This window comes from Butyricicoccus faecihominis (genome assembly GCF_024462775.1).
Lineage (GTDB): Bacteria > Bacillota > Clostridia > Oscillospirales > Butyricicoccaceae > Agathobaculum > Agathobaculum faecihominis_A.
Genome location: NZ_JANGCE010000017.1, coordinates 15,914 through 35,331, shown reverse-complemented (window position 1 = coordinate 35,331; position 19,418 = coordinate 15,914). Strand labels below are relative to the sequence as shown.

Below are 19,418 nucleotides of genomic sequence, written 5' to 3'. Positions count from 1 at the left end.
GCGCCGCTTTATACCAACCCTTGCTTGGCCCACTGGTACTTGTTGTACGCGCTGGTGAGCTGTAGCCCCGCGCTGTCCACCGCGTCCTTCGCGCTGTCCAGCGTATCCTTAGCCGCCAAATAGTCCATTTCGGATATCATGCCGTGCTTATATTGCAGCTCGGCTGTTGAGAAATCCAGTTCGGCCTGCCGCAGCGCGGCCTCGGTGGCGGTCAGCGTGGTCTGGCAGTTGCGAACGGTTTGGTAGGTGGTAAGAAACGCGCTTTCTACCGCTATCTTTTCGGCCGCCAGCGCGTCCTTCGCGCCGGCCACCGCTTCGGCCGTGCCCGCGATCGCCGTATCGTAACGGTTTTGCGCGTCGCGCAGGTCGCACTGCTTCTGCCAGATGGAAAAGCTGTTATCCTTAGCGGAAGCCAGATCGGCTTCATACTTCATCTTACCCAGATCGGCCGCGCCGGGAACGGGCAGTACCGACGGCAGCACCAGCGTGCTCGCGTCGAAGCCGCACATCAGCGCAAGGCTGCTGGCCAGATTTTCGCGCTGCGTCGCCAGCGTGGTCATGTTGACCGCAAGGCTCTGCCGCGCGTGCCGGGCGGTGTCGATCTGGTACTGGCTGATCATGCCGAGCTTGCGGGTGGTCTCCATCATCGAAAGCGTGCGGTCGAGCTGCGCGAGCTGACGGTTCAGCCCCACCTCCGTGCTTTGCAGGGTCTTGATGCCGATCAGCATATCCTGCGCGCCCATCGCAAGCTGGTCGGCCACGTTCGCCGCTTGCTTTCGCAGGTCGTACACCGCGTCGTCGATCGCGGAGGCGTAGGCCTGCTGCTGCACCGGCATGGTCAATTCGTTAAGCTGCAAGCTCTTTAAATTGTCCTCCAGCAGCTTTTTCTGCGCCGCGTAGGTTTTGTACAGGTTATCCGAGGGTTCCAGCCCCTCCATCGCCGCGTCCAGACCGGCGATCAGGTTTTTGTAATTCTCGATCTGCACTTGGATCAGGCCGCCCTGTGCCGCGTATTGATCGGAGATGTCTGATACCGTGTCAATGCTGGACGCTATGTTTTTTAGCGATCGCACGGTCGAGTTGTTTTCCCGCACCGCGCGTTCCACCGCCGTCAGGCCCATTTCTTTCACTGTGACCGGCATTCCACTAACGGCGGGGGCCTCCGTACCCTGTGGTGCCTGCGCGGCCGCCTGTCCGCCGTCCTCCGCCGCGCCCGCCGGCGCGGCCAAAGCAGCAAGCAGCGCCGCCGAGAGCAGCGTGCTGACAAGCCGCCGTCCCTTGTTGCTATTTTGCTTCATTCGGTTCTCTGTTCCTTTCTCTACCGTCGCTGCCAAGCGGCCGCGACCATGCCTGTAGAATACGTTTCGCTCGCCAAACGCGGGGCGCTCCCCCAAGCGCGGCGCACGGCGGGCGATATGCGGGGTTTGCTACCTCAAATTTAAGGTTCGTTCCATAATCGCAAGACGTAGTTATATTACCACAACTTTGCCCTTCAAAACAAGCGTTCGCGTGTATTTTAGACATCTTTAAGGGAAGTGTTGCATTTATTCCGCCCTGAATTTGACACCGCGCGCATGATTCCCCTATTCTTTCCCCCGTTTTCCTTCGCATAATGACCAATGGCAAGCCAAGAAATTACAGCGGTGCGCCAAAAATTTGCAAGACCGCTTGCAAGCGCCCCGGCAACAGGCTATAATAAAGGTGCCCTTGTATGAGGACAACCTTAATATTCTAAAGGAGAGAAGAATAATGGGAATCTTAAAAATTGGCGTAGTGGGCTGCGGCCGTATCGGCAAGCTGCACATCAACAACCTGATCAACTCGGTGCCGGGCGTGCAAGTCGTCGCCGCTGCCGATCCGATGCTTGACAAATCCGGTGCGCGCGAGTGGCTGGCAGAGCGCGGCGTTACCAATGCCTCCACCGATTTTATGGACGTGATCAACAATCCTGAAGTGGACGTTGTTTTCGTTTGCTCCTCCACCGATACGCACTGCGACGTTTCCATGGCCGCTGTCAAGGCCGGCAAGCACGTCTTCTGCGAGAAGCCGATCGATTACGATATCGACAAGATCAAGGCGCTGCTCGCCATGGTAGAGGAAAAGGGCGTGAAGTTCCAGGTCGGCTTCAACCGCCGCTTCGACCACAACCACAAGGCCGTGGCTGACGCTGTGAAGGACGGCTCCATCGGCGATCCGCACATCGTTGTTGTTTCCTCCCGCGACCCGGAGCCGCCCCCGGCTTCCTATGTTGCTGTTTCCGGCGGTATTTTCTACGATATGATGATCCACGACTTCGACATGGTCCGCTACGTGACCGGTTCGGAAGCGGTAGAGATCTCGGCTGTCGGCTCCTGCCTCGTCAACCCGAAGCTGCAGGAAGAGTCCGGCATTCCGGACGTTGACACCGCTGTTGTAACCCTGAAGATGGCCAACGGCTGCATCGCCGTGATCAACAACTCCCGTCAGGCTGTTTATGGCTACGACCAGCGCGTCGAAGCGTTCGGCTCCAAGGGCATGGCTTCCGATGCGAACGATCTGGTCAACACCACGACCGTTGTCACCGTGGACGGCGCCAAGAGCGAGAAGCCGGTTTGGTTCTTCCTCGAGCGCTACAATCAGGCGTTCATCGAGCAGGTCATCTCCTTTGTCGATGCGATCCAAAACGACAAGCCGACCGCCGTTGGCGCTATCGACGGCCTGCGTCCGGTTCTGATGGCAAAGGCTGCTACCGAATCCTGCCGCAACGGTGGCGTTTACGTAAAGGTAGAGGCATAAGCACATATGCATCAAAGAGCGTCCGCTTCGGCGGGCGCTTTTTTTGCGCCCTTATTCCTCTTGCTCCGCTTCCTTGGGATCGCTGGCCGCTTCCATAATAGCCTGCGCAAAGCCCATGATCGCCTCGCTTTTTATCATCGCCAAGCCGCCGCCCTGCGCTTCATCGCCTAAGACGAGCAGTAGGTCGCCCGGGTGGATGCCAAATAGATCCCGCGCTTTCTTCGGGATAACGATCTGCCCCTTTTCCCCGACCTTTACCGTGCCGAAAATATGTTTGCCATGCTGCTTCACCAAATCAGTTCCCCCAGTTGATAAAAGTATGAAAAATATGAATTGTGCGATAAGTATACAACTTCTCTCCTTTCATGTCAAGGCCTTCCGAAAGGGCTTTTCGCAATCTGATCGCGGTTTCTTAAAAAAATTTAAGGGGCGTGCGATAAAGCCCGCGGCCGGCGCATTATCCTTACAAAGGCGGAAGCGCCGCGACGAAAGGATGGATCGACATGAAAAAGAAAAGGTTAGCACTTCTCGCCCTGCCGCTGGCGGGCGCGTTCGCCCTCGGCGCGGCTGCCGCGGGCGGCGTTCAGCAGATCACCGCATACCTCCGGCCCGACGTGACCGTGGAACTCGACGGCTACCGGCAGGTCATGACGGACCGGAACGGCAACACCGTTTACCCTGTGGAGTATAACGGCTCGACCTACCTGCCGATCCGCGCGCTCGGCGAAATGCTGGGCCAGCAGGTGGTGTGGAACCCGGATACCCTGACCGTTGCGCTTTCCGCGCGCACCGGCACCCCGGCAGAATCGCTGAGTCCCGCGGCCCTGCGTTCGCGCATGACGGCGCTCGAAAACCGCTACGCTTCGCTCGCCGCCGATCTCCGCAATACCGACAAGGCTTCCTCCTACGCGGAAAACCAAAACCGCTACGGCAAGCTGGAGGAACGCCGCGAAGCGATCGAGGACGCGGCCACGTTTTTACTGATCGACTGCCGCGAAGCGCGGTACGGCGGAACCCTGACCGCGAGCGAGTATCAAGCGCTGCAAGACCGGCTTGCCACCTTGGAGGATCAACTGGACACACTAAAGGATAGCATACGCACCAAATTCGGCGTCTATGAGGACGGGGCGAAAACCGAGCAGGCGCTCCGCGGCGAAGCCGACCGGCTGGACGCCGAGCTGACCGCATTGCGGCGGCAGGTAGCCAATGTGGAAGCGGCGGACAGCAAGTCCGTCTGGAAAACGCGTGACGACGAAGCGCGCGCCGACTGGCGTTCCTTCCGCACCGACGTGCGCGCGTTGCAGCTTGCGCTGAACGACAGCCTGCGGCGTGACGTCATCGGCTACACCGCGTACGACGAGATCCGCGCGGACGCCGACGCGCTGGACACCGCAAGCAAGGAACTAGGCGACCGGCTGGATCGGGCGCAGGCCCGCTGGGACGGCACGGCCACACAGCCCGGCGCCGAGCCGTCGGGCAAGGATTATGAAGGCTACTTGGATGACCTTGCCGCTCTGGAAACAGATTCGGAAGCCCTGCTCACCGATGCGCGCGAATTTTTCACCAGCAAAACGCAGGACCGGGACGCTTACCGCGCGCTCGAAAAGCGGCTGGATACGCTGGATGACCGCGCCGACCGGCTGGAAGACGCGGTGGAGGACAGCCGCAAGCTGAGCCGCCAGCAGGCGCACGAGCTGCTCAGCCGCCTTGACAAGGTGGAAAACAAACTCGATCAGGCAGACAATTTTCTTGACAAGGCGGAAGACCGCTATGACGACGACCACGATGATGACGATCACGACGACTGGGACGATTGATCCCTTGCCCCCAGCGCGCCGCGCCGAACAGGCGCAAGGAGGAGGGCATTTCCCTCCTCCTTTCCAGCTTGTCAAAGAGCCCCTCGCGCCGCAGCGCATATAAAATGGAAACTTGAAGCAAAGCTTCAAGTTTCCAAAAAGTGGGAGAATGTATCCAAATGTCATTAAGATAAGCTTTACCCGATTGTCATTCTGAGGAACAGAGTGACGAAGAATCTCGCGCGTTCGCGCGATTTTCGGTAAATTCCGCGCGTTCGCGCGAGATCCTTCGCTTCGCTCAGGATGACAAACTTACAAAAATTCATTAACTTAATGACATTGAGCATGTATCTCACTTTTTTAACAAACCGGCGGAGAAGTGTGCCCAGAGGGCGCGCGCCGAAGCCGGAATACTCGATCGAAATGGGGCTTTGTTTCGATCGACAGACTGTCAAAAATAGTTTTTTGACAGTCTGGGAAGGAGGAGGGCGTTTCCCTCCTCCTTTCGCCTGTGGCGAACGCCGCGCCGCTCACTTGAATTTCCCCGTCCGCTCTGCTACACTGTAAAAAACGGGGCCAAAAGGGGGAACGGGCCATGCTGTTTACCATCGCAGAGCCAAAAGCGGACATAGACGCCGTCGCGTTGGAACGGATGCTGGCGGCTATCGCGCTTGGGGACGGGTCGGCCTTTGAAGCGTTTTACCGGGCGACCGAGCGCACGGTATACACCTTTGCCCTTTCGCTTACCCGCAACGCGCCCGATGCGCAGGACGCCATGATGGAGACCTACCTTGCCGTGCGCACCGGCGCCGGACGGTATCTGCCCATGGGCAAGCCGCTCGCATGGATTTTTACCATTACCAAAAACGCGGTGCGGATGCAGCAACGCAAGCTAAGCCGCGAAACGCCGCAGGACGAACTGCCCGAGACCGGCCCGCCCTGCGCTGCCGATGAAACGGACAGCCTCGCCCTGCGCGAAGCGCTTACGATCTTAGCCGAGGACGAGCGCGAGATCGTTCTGCTGCACGCGGTATCCGGACTGCGCCACCGCGAGATCGCGGACGCGTTGGCCCTGCCGCTTTCCACGGTTTTATCCAAATACAGCCGCGCGATGCGCAAGCTGCGCCGGCATCTGACCGCGCTCGACGAGGAGGTGGGCAACCATGCGGAAGTGGAATAACCGCGAGATTGAACAAAGCCTATCCCGCGCGGCCTTGAGCGGCAAGCCCGACGTATACGACCGGTTGGCGAATGCGCCCGCCGCGCGGCAGTCGCAAGCCCTCGCCCTGATCCCGGACAGCGCCCCCGTCCCACGCCGCCGCGCCCCCGTTCGCGCTTTGGCGGCTTGCGCCTGCCTTTTCATTTTGTGCGGGGTGGGGCTGTGGAGCTGGTTTGGCACGGCGGCTTCCATCACCATCGAAATCAATCCCAGCTTTTTGCTGACCGCGAACCGCTTCGGCCGCGTGCTCTCCATTGCACCGCAAAACGAAGAGGCGGAAGCTGTACTGGATGGACTTACGCTCCGCTACGTCAAGCTGGACGACGCGCTTGCCGCCCTGTCGGATTCGCTGCTCCGGCACGATTACCTGACCCCGACTTCTACCGTGCGCGTCACCGTGACCGGGCCGAGCGAAGCGCGGGCGGAGCAGCTTGCGCAACGCGTAACGCAGGATATTCGCGCCCTTCAGCCACAGGCTAAGCCGGAAGAAAAGGCCGAAGAAAAGCCCGAGGCGCCCCCCGAAAGCGCGCCCGCGCCGGCCGCGCCAAACCAAGCGGCGACCGCGCCCAGCGCCGCGCCGTCCACAGCGCCGTCCCCCAAGCCCTCGGGCGCCGGCGCAAGCCCCGCCCCGCCGCGCGGCGATCATTTCGACGATGACGACCACGACGATGACGACGAGGACGACGAGGATGATGACCGCGAAGACGAGGATCTCAGCGACGAGCGGGACCAGAACGACGTGCCCGCTTTGCAGCCGACACCCGCGCCTCCCGCCGGACAGCCCGACGATTCCCAAAACGATGAGCGTGACGAAGAAGACTTCGACCGCGAAGACGACGGGGACGATGATGATGATCGCGACGATGACGGCGACGACGAGCATGACGATGATAGCGATGATGAAGATGACGACGATGATTGAGCCCATTGCCAGCGGCCCGTGGAGCAGCTTCCACGGGCCGTTCCTTTTCATTTTTCTATAATTAGCTTTCGCTAACCATTTTTCTTTTCATTTTTGCAAAAACGTGGTATACTAGAGAAAAATACATTAAAGAGGCGACTATCCATGACCAAAATCGACATTATTTCTGGCTTTCTGGGCGCCGGTAAGACGACGCTGATCAAGCGGCTGCTGCCGGAGGCGCTATCGGGCGAGCAGGTCGTGCTGATTGAAAACGAGTTCGGCGAGATCGGCATAGACGGCGGCTTCCTCAAGGAATCCGGCATTGTGGTAAATGAAATGAACGCGGGCTGCATCTGCTGCTCGCTCGTGGGCGATTTCAGCAAGGCGCTTGCCGATGTGCAAGCCACCTACCACCCGGACCGCATTTTGATCGAGCCTTCGGGCGTCGGCAAGCTGTCGGACGTGATCCATGCCGTGCAAAACGCCCACATCGATGTGACCCTCAATTCCTTCGTCACCGTGGTGGACGCGCTAAAGGCCAAGATGTACCTGAAAAACTTTGGCGAGTTCTTTGAAAATCAGGTGGCGCACGCGGGCGCGATCCTGCTTTCCCGCACGGCGGAATGCCCGGCGAAGCGGCTGGAAGAGACCGTGGCCCTGCTGCGCGGCCTGAACGCGAACGCGCGCATCGTCACCACCCCGTGGAAGGAGCTTTCGGGCGCGCAGCTGCTCGAAGTGATGGAGGGCAGCCGCGACCTGACGAGCGAGGTGCTCGCCGAGCTAGCGCATGAACACCATCACGACCATGAACACGACCATGAGCACGAGCATCATCATGAACACCACCACGAGCACGGTCCGGACTGCACCTGCGGCTGCCATGACCATGACCACGAACATGCGCACGATCACGAGCACGACCACCACGAGCATGGCGCGGCGTGCGGCTGTGGCCACCACCATGACCACGACGCGGACGAGGTGTTCACCTCTTGGGGCACGGAAACGCCGCACGCCTACACCGAGGGCGACCTGAACCACGCGCTGATCGGTCTGGGCGATCCCTCGCTCGGCACGGTGCTGCGCGCCAAGGGCATCGTACCCGCATCGGACGGCGGCGAGTGGATCCACTTTGACTATGTGCCCGGCGCGCCCGACATCCGCCGCGGTCCGGCGGACTATACCGGCCGCCTTTGCGTGATCGGCGCGGAACTCGATCAGGAGCGTATTTCGGCCCTGTTCGGCCTGTAAGAAGGAGGATACAGCATGATGCCACAGCGCATCCCGGTGTATGTGTTCACCGGTTTTTTGGAAAGCGGCAAGACCCGCTTTATCCGCGATATCCTGTCCGACCCGGACTTTACCGCCGGTGAAAAAACGCTTTATTTACAGTGTGAAGAGGGCGTAGAAGAGCTTTCAGAAGACGAACTGATGGATTACAACACCATCGCCGTGCCGGTCGATTCCCAAAAGGAATTAGAACCCGCGCCGCTCAAGCAGCTCGACCGCCTGCACCAGCCCGAACGCGTGCTGGTCGAACTGAACGGCCTTTGGAACATCGACTCCGTGGTCGATCACTTCCCCGCCCGGTGGGAGCTGTACCAGATCGTCACCGTGGTGGACGCGACCACCTTTGAACTATACTCAAACAATTTGGGTCCCATGATGTTCGAGCATATTACGACGGCGGATCTGGTCGTCTTCAACCGCTGCACGGACGAATTGAAGGACATGCTCTACCAAAAGAACATCCGCGCCATGAACCCCCGCGCCACCATCTTTTTGGACGGGGCGGACGGCACGACCGAGGATTACAACCAAAACCTGCCCCTGCCCTTTGATATCGAAGCCGATGTGATCGACATTGCCGATACCGATTACGGCCTGTGGTATGTGGACGCGATGGGCTCCCCCGGAAAGTACGACGGTAAAACCGTTCGCTTTACCGGCATGGTCTATGTCGGCGGCGAGGTGCCGCCCGGCTCGTTTATCCCGGGCCGGTTTGGCATGGTCTGCTGCGCGGACGATATCAGCTTTTTGGGCTTCCTTTGCCGGTATGACGGCTCCGACAAGCTGACCACGCGTTCGTGGGTCACGGTCACCGCGTCGATCACGGTCGAAGCCCTGCCCCAGTACCGCGGCGAAGGCCCAGTGCTGCACGCAACCCGCGTAACGCCCGCCGAAAAGCCCGAAGAAGAGCTCGTTTATTTTAATTGAACCCAAAAAAAGAGCGCCGCAGACCAAATCTGCGGCGCTCTTTTTTTGGGGGGCGGCTTACCTGCCCCGGTAATAATCCGTATCCAATATCGCGTCGCCCACATGGGCAAGGCGGCGGGCATAAGCGTTCATTTGCGCGATTTCTTCCTCCGCCATGCCATGGTTCCACTCCACTGCGCCGTTTTTTACATAAGCCTTGTCCGTCAGCCACGTGCCGTCCGGAAAGACGGCCCAACCCGGGTACGCGGGATCAAAAGCGTCGCGCCCCGGCGTGCGCGGCTCCGGCAGGCCGTACAGGTTCGCGAGGGTCGGCAAAATATCGATGGTTTGCAGCGTTTTGGAAACCGTCGTGGGCGTACAGCCGGGATACCAGAAAAAGCACGGCGTGCGCTCTAAAAGCGCGCCGCCCGCCTGCGCGGAGTAGGTTTCCAGCACGGCCCGGTCGGTCAGGCCATAAGCGTAATGATCGTCATAGACGAAAAACACCGTGTTTTCAAGCAAACCATCCTCGGTCAGCCGTTCAAGCAGGCGCTCGAACAGCTCGTCGGTCAGACGCGCCTTGGCAAATAGACCGCTTATCTCATAGGGGCGCGCGGGGTCCAGATACTCGGGATAGCGTTCCAGCGCGTAGGTAGTCAGCGCGTCGCGCTCGTCATAGCCAAGATGTCCGCTATAGGTGATGATAAAATCAAAAAACGGCTGGCTTTCGATCATTTTCTCGTATAGCTCGTCGCAGTCCGCGAGGAAACGGTCGGTGCCCGCCTCGGTCTCGTTCGCCGCGTAATCAAGGGCGGAGTGGTAGCTCTCATACCCAAAGGCGCGGTGCATCGCGCCCCGGTTGTAAAACTTGGCTTCGCTCTTATGAAACGAATTTGCCGCATAGCCCGCCTCCCGCAGCAGATGCGCCAGCGTATCCGGAAACGCGCTGCGGCTGAGCGAATAGGCCACGTTGCCGTTGGCATAGGGGTACAGCCCGGTCTGCGCGGCAAACTCCGTGTTGAAGGTATAACCGTTGGCATACTGCGGGGTATAAAAATTCGTAAAATTCACGCCCTCGCGCATCAAACGCGCCATTGTGGGCGTGTTTTCTTCGTTCAGCACAAAATCATCGATGCTTTCGAGCTGCACCATGATCAGATTCTTACCGCGCAGCAGACCGGTCATCTCGTTATCCTGACGGGCGGGCCGCTCCGCCAAAAACGCTTCAATCTCCGCCAGCGCCGCTTCCTCGTCCGCGTCCGGCGCAAGGGATAAAAACGCGTCCCGCGCGACGAACTGATACGGCCCGGTCAGCGCCATATCGTAGCTGGACGAAGCAAACTTTCGGTATTCGTATCCGCTCGACTGCCAAGCGTCCCAATCCAACGTTTCGGGCACGGGCGCGTAGCAGCGCGGAGCCGCAAGCTGTGTCAGCGCAAAAAACAACGTCAACCCGCCGCATACGCGGCGGCGCGGCAGCGCGCGGCCCGCCGGCAGCCGCCAAACGCCAAACGCGCCCCATACTATAAGCAGCAGCACGAAAAGCGCAAACCGCAGATCGAGCAACTGGCGCACGTAGCCCAGAAAACCAAGCCCCTCGCCCGCGAACAGAAAATCGCTCAAAAATAAAAACCGGTCGAAAATGCGCCACACGCCGTACTGCACGACCGCATACACCGCCCACAGCGCGTAACAAACGCCGTATGCGATACGCCCCGCCCGCCTTGGCAGCGCAAGGCACAGCGCGGCAAACAGCGCGCCGAAGCCGAGCGAAAACAGATTCGGCGCTGCGGCATAAAGCGCGTAATAGCCCGCGCTGCCCGCCATGGCGCGCAGCGTCAGGTCGAGCAGCCAAAACGGCAAAACCGCCGTGAAAACGCCGAGCCACGCCCGTTTCTGTTCGGTTTTGTCCATACGACCGCCCCCTGTCTTCCAACAGACAGTATAAAGCAGATTTTACGGGGACGCAACGAAAATTTTACACAGCCGCGCCCTTAAAAGCCGTACAGCAGCCCGGCGATGCCCATTTCATTGTACAAAAGAAAATTGCCCAAAAACAGCGCGGCGATATAAAGAGCGGGCGCGCCCTTGCCCGCCGGCGTGCGCTTGACGTCGCGGCGCAGCAGGCCCGCGAGCACCCGGAACGCCAGATAGCCCAGCACCGCGCCGAGTGTATTCATGAGCAGGTCGTCCACATCCGAGCTGCGCGGGTTCAAAAGCTGGCTCAGCTCGATCAGCAGCGATACCGAAAGCCCGGACAGCGCCACGCGGCTAAGGCTTCGCATACACGGCCAGATCACGGGCAGCAAAAACCCCAGCGGCAGAAACAGCACCACGTTCAGCACATAGCCGACAAGGCTGATATCGTGCGAAAAGGGCAGCCAGTTGATGTTCGCGCGCTCCAGCTCCAGCCCGTGCCGCAGCAGATCGTACAGCGTGCCCGAACCGGTCAAATAAAAGACGGCGCAAAAATACGCGGCGAGCAACAACACCAGCGGCAGCCGCCCTGCGGCAGCGCCGCTCTCATGCTTACCGCGTCCGCGCAGCAGCGCGTAAACCACAACGCACGGCAGCAGCACCGCCGCGAATTGATAGGCCAATATGATATAAGTTTCCATTTTTCACTTCCTCCATAGATACTTAGGATACCACGGTTTTCTTGCCAAAACCGGCGGGAAATTCTTAAGAAATGATAAAGGACGCATTTTGTCTTACTGATAAGAGCCGCGAGCGCATCATTTGGTTCATTGATACACTGTGAAAAATCACAGAAAAAGTGAAATACGATCAAACCGCCCGCCCCGTCCCCAAAGGCCGCAAACCCATTGCGGCCCCTTCCAAAACCTGATATGCTGAATGCAACAAGAAAGCCGGCTGGTAAAGAGACGTAAGAGAAAGGGTGACGATTTCAAGGTTATGATGCAAAAAATTCAAAAGTTCGGCGGCGCAATGTTCACACCCGTCCTGCTGTTCGCGTTTGCGGGCATCGTGGTCGGCGTGGGCACGCTGTTCACCACCGAAGCGATCATGGGCGATCTGGCCCGGCCCGAAAGCATGTTCTACCAATGCTGGAACGTTATTTTGCAAGGCGGCTGGACCGTGTTCAACCAACTGCCGCTGCTGTTCGCGGTGGCCCTGCCGATCGGCATGGCAAAAAAGCAAAACGCCCGCTGCTGTATGGAAGCGCTCGTTTTGTACCTAACCTTCCATTACTTCCTGAGCACGATGCTTTCCCAGTGGGGCGGCGCGTTCGGCGTTGACTTTTCAGCCGAGGTGGGCGGCACCAGCGGCCTTGCGATGATCGCCAACATCAAAACGCTCGACATGGGTATGCTGGGCGCGCTGGCGGTATCCGGCCTCGTCATTTGGCTGCACAACCGGTTTTACGAAACCGAGCTGCCCGACTGGCTGGGCTCGTTCAACGGTTCGACCTTTGTTTTCATGGTAGGTTTTTTCGTGATGATCCCGGCGGCGCTGCTCTCCGCCCTCATCTGGCCCAAAATTCAACTTGGCATGCTGGCCTTTCAGGGGTTTGTCACACACGCCGGCGCGGCGGGCGTTTGGGTGTTCATCTTTCTGGAGCGCATGCTCATCCCCTTCGGCCTGCATCACATCCTGTACTCTCCCTTCTATTACGACAACGCGGTCGTACCCGGCGGCCTGTACTCCTACTGGGCGACCAAGCTGCCCGAGCTGGCCGCTTCGACCGCGCCGCTCAAATCGCTCGTGCCCGAAGCGGGCTTCACGGCGACCGGCTTTTCCAAGATTTTCGGCTGCCCGGGCATCGCGCTCGCGTTCTACTCCACCGCGCGGCCTGAAAAGAAAAAGCAGGTCATGGCTCTGCTCATTCCGATCACGCTCACCGCGATTCTGTGCGGCGTGACCGAGCCGATCGAGTTCACGTTCCTATTCGTCGCGCCGCCGCTATTCGTCGTGCACGCGCTGCTGGCCGCGACCCTGTCCACCGTCATGTATCTGGCGGGCATTGTAGGCATCCACTCGGGCGGCGCGATCGAGATGGCTTCCCTTAACTGGATCCCGCTCGGCGCGAACCATGGCTGGCAGTATCTGGTGATGCTCGGCATCGGTCTGGTGTTCACCGTGATATGGTTCCTCGTCTTTAAATTCCTGATACAAAAATTTGACTTTAAAACGCCCGGCCGCGAGATCGACACCGGAGACGTCAAGTTCTACTCGAAAAAGGAGTACCGCGAACGGCAGGCGGAGGGCAAGACCGACGACCAACCCGCACAGCAGGCCGCCGGAGGCGACAGCTTAGCCGCCCGCATTCTCGAAGGACTTGGCGGCGCGGATAATATCGAAGAGCTGACCAACTGCGCGACCCGGCTGCGCGTCAATGTAAAGGACGCGACCAAGGTACAGCCGGACGGATACTTTAAGTCCATCGGCACGCACGGCGCGATGGTAAAGGGCAAGAGCGTGCAGGTCATCGTGGGCCTGTCGGTCGCCAAGGTGCGCGCCAATGTGGAAGACCTGATGTTAGTCAAAACCTAACGAGAAAAAAAGGAGATGCCATTGATGATGGATCTGCAGCTTACCGCTCCGCTGAAAGACGCGAAGCTGAACCGGTACTTTAACATTTTAAAGCTGGCGCTGGTTTTGATGCCCTTCCTCTGCCTCGGCTACCTGACGATCGGCGCGGGCGGCGCGAGCCTGACCGCGGACGGCGTGCTCGCGGGAAACCCGGCGATGGCGGTCTCCTTCCTCTCCGCGATGATACAGCCCTACGCGGCGTGGCTCGTCATTCTCGCCGAGCGCCGCCTCGCGGATGGCCGCACGGCGTGGGCGCTGGTGAATCTCACCCTGCTGCTGGTCGCCGAGCTGATGCTGATGAGCACGGTCGGCGTGATCGGTCTGGGTCTGATCGTATGGAAGACCGGCAGAGTCTACGCGCTGCGTCCCGCCGCCGCGTTCCGCCAGTGCGATAAGCGGCAGTTTGTACGCGAGGCGGGCGGCAGCGTACTGGTGATCCTGCTTGCCGGGCTGTGCCTGTTCGCCATGTGCCGGCTGGGGCTGGCGTTTTAAGAGCCTTAACCCTTTTGTTAAACCAACCACTTTAAGGAGGACGATATAAAATGTCTAACAAAAAATACGCAGTAACCGTCGCGGGCGGCGGCTCCACCTTCACCCCCGGCATCGCGCTCATGCTGCTCGAAGAACGCGAGCGCTTCCCCATCCGCAAGATCATGTTTTACGATAACGACGCGGAACGGCAGGAAACCGTGGCCAAGGCGTGCGAGATCTATCTGCGTGAAAACGCGCCCGATATCGAGTTCGGCTACACGACCGACCCGGAGACCGCGTTTACCGATATCGACTTTGTGCTCGCCCATATCCGCGTCGGCAAATACGCCATGCGTGAGAAGGACGAAAAGATCCCGCTGAAATACGGCGTGCTCGGTCAGGAAACCTGCGGCCCCGGCGGCATTGCCTACGGCATGCGCTCGATCGGCGGCGTGCTGGAAATTCTGGACTACATGGAGAAATACAGCCCGAACGCGTGGATGCTCAACTATTCCAATCCGGCGGCCATCGTCGCGGAAGCGACCCGCCGCCTGCGCCCCCATTCCAAAATCCTGAACATCTGCGACATGCCGATCGATCTGGAAGAAAAAATGGCGAACATGGTCGGCCTGAAATCCCGCAAGGAGATGCAGGTGGGCTACTACGGCCTGAACCACTTCGGCTGGTGGCACAAGATTTATGACAAGGAAGGCAACGATCTAATGCCCGCCATCAAGGAGCACATGGCGCAAAACGGCTTTGCGGACGCGCTCTCCCTGACCAATCAGCATGTGGACCAAAGCTGGATCGAAACCTTCCAGAAGGCGCGCGACGTGTACGCGGTCGATCCTTCCACCATCCCGAACACCTATTTGAAGTACTACCTGTTCCCGGACTATGTGGTGGAGCACTCCAATCCGGACTATACCCGCGCAAACGAGGTCATGGCGGGCCGTGAAAAGAACGTGTTCGGGGCGTGCCGCGATATCATTGCAAAGGGCACGGCGAAGGACGGCGGCTTTGAAGCCGACGCGCACGCGACCTACATTGTCGATCTGGCCTGCGCCATCGCGGAAAACACGCAGGAGCGTTTTCTGCTCATCGTGCCGAACGAGGGCGCGGTGGAGAACTTCGACCGCACCGCGATGGTCGAAATCCCCTGCATCGTCGGCTCGAACGGATACGAGCGTATCTGTCAAGGAACGATCCCGCAGTTCCAGAAGGGCCTGATGGAGCAGCAGGTCAGCGTGGAAAAGCTGGCGGTGGAAGCATGGATCGAGGGCAGCTATCAAAAGCTGTGGCAGGCGCTGACGCTTTCGCGCACCGTGCCGTCCGCCCGTGTCGCAAAGCTTATTCTGGATGATCTGATCGAAGCCAACAAGGGTTACTGGCCCGCATTAAAATAAAGCCCACTCCTTTTCATTCATCATAAGGTTCCCATCGCGAGCAAAAGACCGACGAAAGTCGGTCTTTTGTGCATTCTTGGTGATTCGCGCCGCCAATGTCATTTAGTTAAGGAAATTGTATATGTCTGTCATCCTGAGCGGAGCGAAGGATCTCGCGCGAACGCGCGGTCTCTGCCGAAATGCGCGCGTTCGCGCGAGATTCGCTCTCATTCGATCGCCGCTCGGCGGCGATCAAAGGATAGAGGACTACGGTCTCGTCACTACGTTCCTCAGAATGACAATACAAACCCAAACCAAACGACATTGGTGTCCCCTCCCCGCCGTCTTGCTGGACATTCCCCGCCCCATCCGGTATACTGGTAAAAAAGGGTGCAAAGGGGCTGGACCGCGTGAAGCTGGATGAACTGTTTAACGAGCACCGTCCACAGCTTGGGGATAACGACCTGTATATTTGGAACTATATCGCGCCGCGCAAACGCGCCTGCGCCCGCCTGTCGATCGAAGAGCTGGCAAAGCGCTGCAACGTTTCGCGCACCACCATTCTGCGCTTTGCGCAAAAGCTGGGCCTACAGGGCTACAGCGAGCTCAAGCTGCTCATGCGCATGGAGCTGGACGAGCAGCAGGGACAGGCCCCGGACTACATCGGCCAAGCGTGCGACGCTTACCGCCAAATGATGGACGCCATCTGCCAAAAGGACTGTACGGACCTGTTCCGGCAGATCGATCAGGCGGAAAACCTTTATGTATTCAGTTCCGGTATGCTGCAAGATGCGGTGGCGCGCGAGCTGTGCCGCGTCTTTCTGGTGGGCGACCGGTGGTTCTTCCACATCCACGCGGGCAGCGAAGCCGATGTACTGCTGCAAAACGTGACCGCGCGCGATTTGGTGCTGATCCTATCCGTGTCCGGCGAATCGCCGCATGTGCTCAGCTTAGCGCAGGCGCTCAAGGTGCGCGGCATCCCGGTCGTTTCGGTCACACGGCTGCGGGAAAACACGCTCGCGCAGCTGTGCGACACGCGGCTGTACGTTTCCACCATTGAAATGACCGAGCAGGAGCTGGGCGCGCAATATCAATCGACCACCTCTTTTTTTATCCTGATCGAACTTTTATTCCTGAAATACATGGAATACCGAAAGGAGGCGGCCGGGCGTGACGCTGGAAACGCTGATCGAGCAGAATTACCATAAGCTGAGCGAGAACGATCTTTACATTTGGGACTACATCCGCACCCACCCCGCGCAGTGCCGCGACGGCTCGATCGACGAGCTGGCCGCCGCGTGCAGCATTTCGCACACGACGATTTTGCGCTTTGCCAAAAAGCTGGGGCTGACCGGCTTCAGCGAACTCAAGGTGCTGCTGAAATGGCAGGAGCCCGCGCAAAACCGCTTTCGCAGCGACGAAATCACGCGCACCATACAGGATTATCAGCAAACGATGGAATACCTCTGCATGGTGGACCTATCGGATCTGTTCACCCTGATCGACCGGGCGGACAAGATCTATATTTACGGCTCGGGCAGCGTGCAGCAGCTTGCCGCGCAGGATCTGAAGCAGAAGTTTTTCCACGGCAACAAGCTTTTCCACACGGTGGAGGGTGAGGAGGAGATGCGCAAGCTCGCCGGACGGCTGGGCGAGAACGATTTGATGATCTTTATCTCGCTATCGGGCAATAATGCGTTTGTCAACGCCATTGCCGAGCAGCTCAAGCAAAAGGGACGGACGATCGTCTCCATCTGCCGTGTGCAGGGCAACCGGCTGATCTACCTGAGCGATATCAACATCCCCTTTTTCACCCACGCCATCGACGCGGGCGTGCCGGTCGAACTGTGGCCGGTCAACCTGATTTTTCAGGTCAACGAATTTCTGCTGCTCCGGTATCTGGAATATGTGGACCGGCAGCGGAATGGATTATGAAAAGCGGGCGACCGCACATGAAAAAGCGGCCCCTTAAGGGGCCGCTTTTTCATGTGCGGATTCTTCTGTTTTGATCTCCCAATGAATCAGCAGGGTAAGCGCCGCGCGCAAAATGATGATCGCGCCGACCAGCATAATCTCGGAGAACTCGCGTACGACGACCGTGCGTAGGATTTCGCTGCCCAGCTTAAATTCCAATCCCGTGGACATGCCCTTGGCAAGCTTTAAGCGGGTAAACGGATCGCGCCGCAGATAGTGGTAAAGCCCCATAGCGCCTGTGACTACAATGACGGATACGCCGCCCAGCTCAAAGAGCAGGATGGCGGCGTCCGTCACGAACGCCAAAAGGCTATGCAGTTGTTCGATCGGCTTTACCCCCTTCCGTTTTTACGCCTCCGGCTGTTTCGGCAGGGTAGCAAAGCCCTGCTCTAATTCTTCGTCGGAGGGTACGTGGTTGACCATGGTGTGATTCAGGTATGCTTCATAAGCGGCCATATCGAAATAGCCGGTGCCGGTCAGGCCGAAGAGAATGGTCTTGGCCTCGCCGGATTCGCGGCACTTGATCGCTTCATCGATCGCGCAGCGAATCGCGTGGGACGATTCGGGCGCGGGTAGAATGGTTTCCAGCTTGGCGAACTGAACGGCGGCGTCAAACACATCGGTCTGCTTGACGGCGGTCGCTTCCATGTAGCCATCGTGGTACAGCTTGGAAAGGATGGGGCTCATACCGTGGTAGCGCAGGCCGCCCGCGTGGTTGGAAGCCGGGATGAAGCCGTTGCCGAGCGTGTACATACGCGCCAGCGGGGTCACGTGGCCGGTATCGCAGAAATCATAGGCGTACTTGCCGCGTGTGAGCGACGGGCAGGAAGCGGGCTCGACCGCGATAATGCGGGGATTGGCCTTGCCGGTCAGCTTATCCTGCATGAACGGCGCGATCAGGCCGCCGAGGTTGGAGCCGCCGCCCGCGCAGCCGATGACGATATCCGGGTATTCGCCCAGAATCTCCATGGCGGTCTTGCTTTCCAGCCCGATGATGGACTGGTGCAGCAGCACCTGATTGAGTACCGAGCCGAGCACGTAGCGGCAGCCCTCGTGCTTTACCGCCATTTCGACCGCTTCCGAGATCGCGCAGCCGAGCGAGCCCGAGGTGTTCGGGTCGTTTGCAAGGATGGCGCGGCCGGTATCGGTCGTCATGGAGGGCGAAGGGGTGACGTTCGCGCCGAAGGTCTGCATGACCGCCTTGCGGTAGGGCTTCTGCTCGTAGGATACCTTGACCATGAACACGTTCAGGTCAAGGCCGTAGAACGAGCAAGCTTCGGAAAGCGCCGTGCCCCACTGGCCCGCGCCGGTCTCGGTCGTCAGCGAGGTCAGGCCCTGTTCCTTGGCGTAATACGCCTGCGCGATGGCGGAGTTGAGCTTGTGGCTGCCCGAGGTGTTGTTGCCCTCGAACTTGTAATAGATCTTCGCCGGGGTATCGAGCGCCTTTTCCAGATTGTACGCGCGGATCAGCGGCGAGGGACGATAAATGCGGTATTCCTCCATAATGCCGTCCGGGATGTCGACATAGCGGGTCTCGCCGTCCATCTCCTGATGCGCCAGTTTTTCGCAGAAGATCGGATAAAGGTCCTTCTCCTCCAACGGCTCCATGGTGCCGGGGTTCAGCATCGGATCGGGCTGCTCTTTCATATCGGCCCGCAGGTTATACCACTGCGTCGGCATTTGATCTTCCGTTAAATACAGTCTGTGAGGAATCTTAGCCATAGTAGTTTCTCTCCCTTTATGATAAATTATTTGCTTATGAAATATAAAAAAACTCCTGCCCCACCGAAATGGGACAGGAGTTTGTAAACTCTTGCGGTACCACCCAAATTGACGCAAAAAGCGCCCACTTTGGCCACACATCGATCAATGTGCGCTCCCCTGATAACGGGTGGAGTCCCCGGCGCTGATACTCGGCCAAAAATGCTTCGGCCTTTCGCGTTGCCCTGCTGAAGTCCATTCACAAGGTTCTTGCCTGCCGCGATCCCACCGCCCGCGGCTCTCTGAGAGGTTCGATCTCCCTGCTACTCGTCTTCGTCCTTGGTTTGTCGTTATGTTGACAGTATAAGCGCGGATTTTTGATTTGTCAAGCGGATTTCCTGAAATTTTCGTGATAATATTTTATCTCGTTTTTCTCATTTTGA

The 19,418-nt window shown here is 58.8% G+C and carries 17 protein-coding genes; 11 read left to right on the top strand and 6 right to left on the bottom strand.

The annotated features are described in order from the left end of the window. Positions 1–8: 8 nt before the first annotated feature. Positions 9–1,298: a TolC family protein gene (locus tag NE562_RS10055; protein ID WP_280962283.1), complete on the bottom strand. Its 1,290-nt coding sequence runs from the start codon at positions 1,296–1,298 to the stop codon at positions 9–11. A gap of 457 nt (positions 1,299–1,755) precedes the next feature. Here NE562_RS10055 and iolG point away from each other — a divergent pair, with 457 nt between their 5' ends. Continuing rightward, complete coding sequence (gene iolG, locus NE562_RS10050) at positions 1,756–2,775, top strand: inositol 2-dehydrogenase (protein ID WP_280962318.1); 1,020 nt, start codon at positions 1,756–1,758, stop codon at positions 2,773–2,775. Between the two features lie 51 nt (positions 2,776–2,826). Here iolG and NE562_RS10045 read toward each other — a convergent pair whose 3' ends face one another. Further along, entirely contained in the window at positions 2,827–3,066 is a 240-nt protein-coding gene (locus tag NE562_RS10045; RefSeq protein ID WP_280962317.1) for an AbrB/MazE/SpoVT family DNA-binding domain-containing protein, read from the bottom strand. 212 nt (positions 3,067–3,278) lie between these two features. Here NE562_RS10045 and NE562_RS10040 point away from each other — a divergent pair, with 212 nt between their 5' ends. The 5 genes from NE562_RS10040 (at position 3,279) to NE562_RS10020 (ending at position 8,911) form a co-directional block, all read left to right on the top strand. Beyond that, positions 3,279–4,592, top strand: a complete 1,314-nt coding sequence (locus tag NE562_RS10040; RefSeq protein ID WP_280962282.1) for a stalk domain-containing protein — start codon at positions 3,279–3,281, stop codon at positions 4,590–4,592. 574 nt (positions 4,593–5,166) lie between these two features. Then, a complete protein-coding gene (locus NE562_RS10035) occupies positions 5,167–5,751 on the top strand; it encodes an RNA polymerase sigma factor (protein WP_280962281.1) in 585 nt (194 codons plus the stop codon). Next, positions 5,735–6,712 carry a hypothetical protein gene (locus tag NE562_RS10030; RefSeq protein ID WP_280962280.1) on the top strand — a complete coding sequence of 326 codons (978 nt, stop codon included), beginning with the start codon at positions 5,735–5,737 and terminating at the stop codon, positions 6,710–6,712. Before NE562_RS10035 ends, NE562_RS10030 begins: the two co-directional genes overlap by 17 nt. Positions 6,713–6,856: 144 nt before the next feature. Continuing rightward, positions 6,857–7,945, top strand: a complete 1,089-nt coding sequence (locus NE562_RS10025) for a CobW family GTP-binding protein (protein WP_280962279.1) — start codon at positions 6,857–6,859, stop codon at positions 7,943–7,945. A 15-nt stretch (positions 7,946–7,960) separates the two neighbouring features. Then, the gene (locus NE562_RS10020; protein ID WP_280962278.1) at positions 7,961–8,911 is read left to right on the top strand and encodes a GTP-binding protein; all 951 of its coding nucleotides are present in this window, start codon (positions 7,961–7,963) and stop codon (positions 8,909–8,911) included. A gap of 57 nt (positions 8,912–8,968) precedes the next feature. On the opposite strand, the gene NE562_RS10015 is transcribed toward NE562_RS10020, so the two are convergent. Then, entirely contained in the window at positions 8,969–10,804 is a 1,836-nt protein-coding gene (locus NE562_RS10015; RefSeq protein WP_280962277.1) for an LTA synthase family protein, read from the bottom strand. An 80-nt stretch (positions 10,805–10,884) separates the two neighbouring features. Then, positions 10,885–11,508: a VanZ family protein gene (locus tag NE562_RS10010; protein ID WP_280962276.1), complete on the bottom strand. Its 624-nt coding sequence runs from the start codon at positions 11,506–11,508 to the stop codon at positions 10,885–10,887. Between the two features lie 298 nt (positions 11,509–11,806). On the opposite strand from NE562_RS10010, the gene NE562_RS10005 reads away from it, so the two are divergent. From NE562_RS10005 to NE562_RS09985, 5 genes are all read left to right on the top strand, one after another. Next, complete coding sequence (locus NE562_RS10005) at positions 11,807–13,405, top strand: alpha-glucoside-specific PTS transporter subunit IIBC (protein WP_280962275.1); 1,599 nt, start codon at positions 11,807–11,809, stop codon at positions 13,403–13,405. A 24-nt stretch (positions 13,406–13,429) separates the two neighbouring features. After that, positions 13,430–13,936, top strand: a complete 507-nt coding sequence (locus NE562_RS10000) for a hypothetical protein (protein WP_280962274.1) — start codon at positions 13,430–13,432, stop codon at positions 13,934–13,936. A 50-nt stretch (positions 13,937–13,986) separates the two neighbouring features. Next, a complete protein-coding gene (locus NE562_RS09995; protein ID WP_280962273.1) occupies positions 13,987–15,321 on the top strand; it encodes a 6-phospho-alpha-glucosidase in 1,335 nt (444 codons plus the stop codon). A gap of 389 nt (positions 15,322–15,710) precedes the next feature. Continuing rightward, entirely contained in the window at positions 15,711–16,508 is a 798-nt protein-coding gene (locus NE562_RS09990) for a MurR/RpiR family transcriptional regulator (protein ID WP_280962272.1), read from the top strand. After that, positions 16,471–17,235 carry a MurR/RpiR family transcriptional regulator gene (locus NE562_RS09985; protein WP_280962271.1) on the top strand — a complete coding sequence of 255 codons (765 nt, stop codon included), beginning with the start codon at positions 16,471–16,473 and terminating at the stop codon, positions 17,233–17,235. The genes NE562_RS09990 and NE562_RS09985 overlap by 38 nt, the downstream gene beginning before the upstream one ends. Before the next feature lie 33 nt (positions 17,236–17,268). On the opposite strand, the gene NE562_RS09980 is transcribed toward NE562_RS09985, so the two are convergent. Both NE562_RS09980 and NE562_RS09975 read right to left on the bottom strand, forming a co-directional pair. Further along, positions 17,269–17,571 carry a DUF1622 domain-containing protein gene (locus tag NE562_RS09980; RefSeq protein ID WP_419196003.1) on the bottom strand — a complete coding sequence of 101 codons (303 nt, stop codon included), beginning with the start codon at positions 17,569–17,571 and terminating at the stop codon, positions 17,269–17,271. A 51-nt stretch (positions 17,572–17,622) separates the two neighbouring features. Beyond that, entirely contained in the window at positions 17,623–18,996 is a 1,374-nt protein-coding gene (locus tag NE562_RS09975; RefSeq protein WP_280962269.1) for a TrpB-like pyridoxal phosphate-dependent enzyme, read from the bottom strand. Between the last annotated feature and the right edge of the window lie 422 nt (positions 18,997–19,418).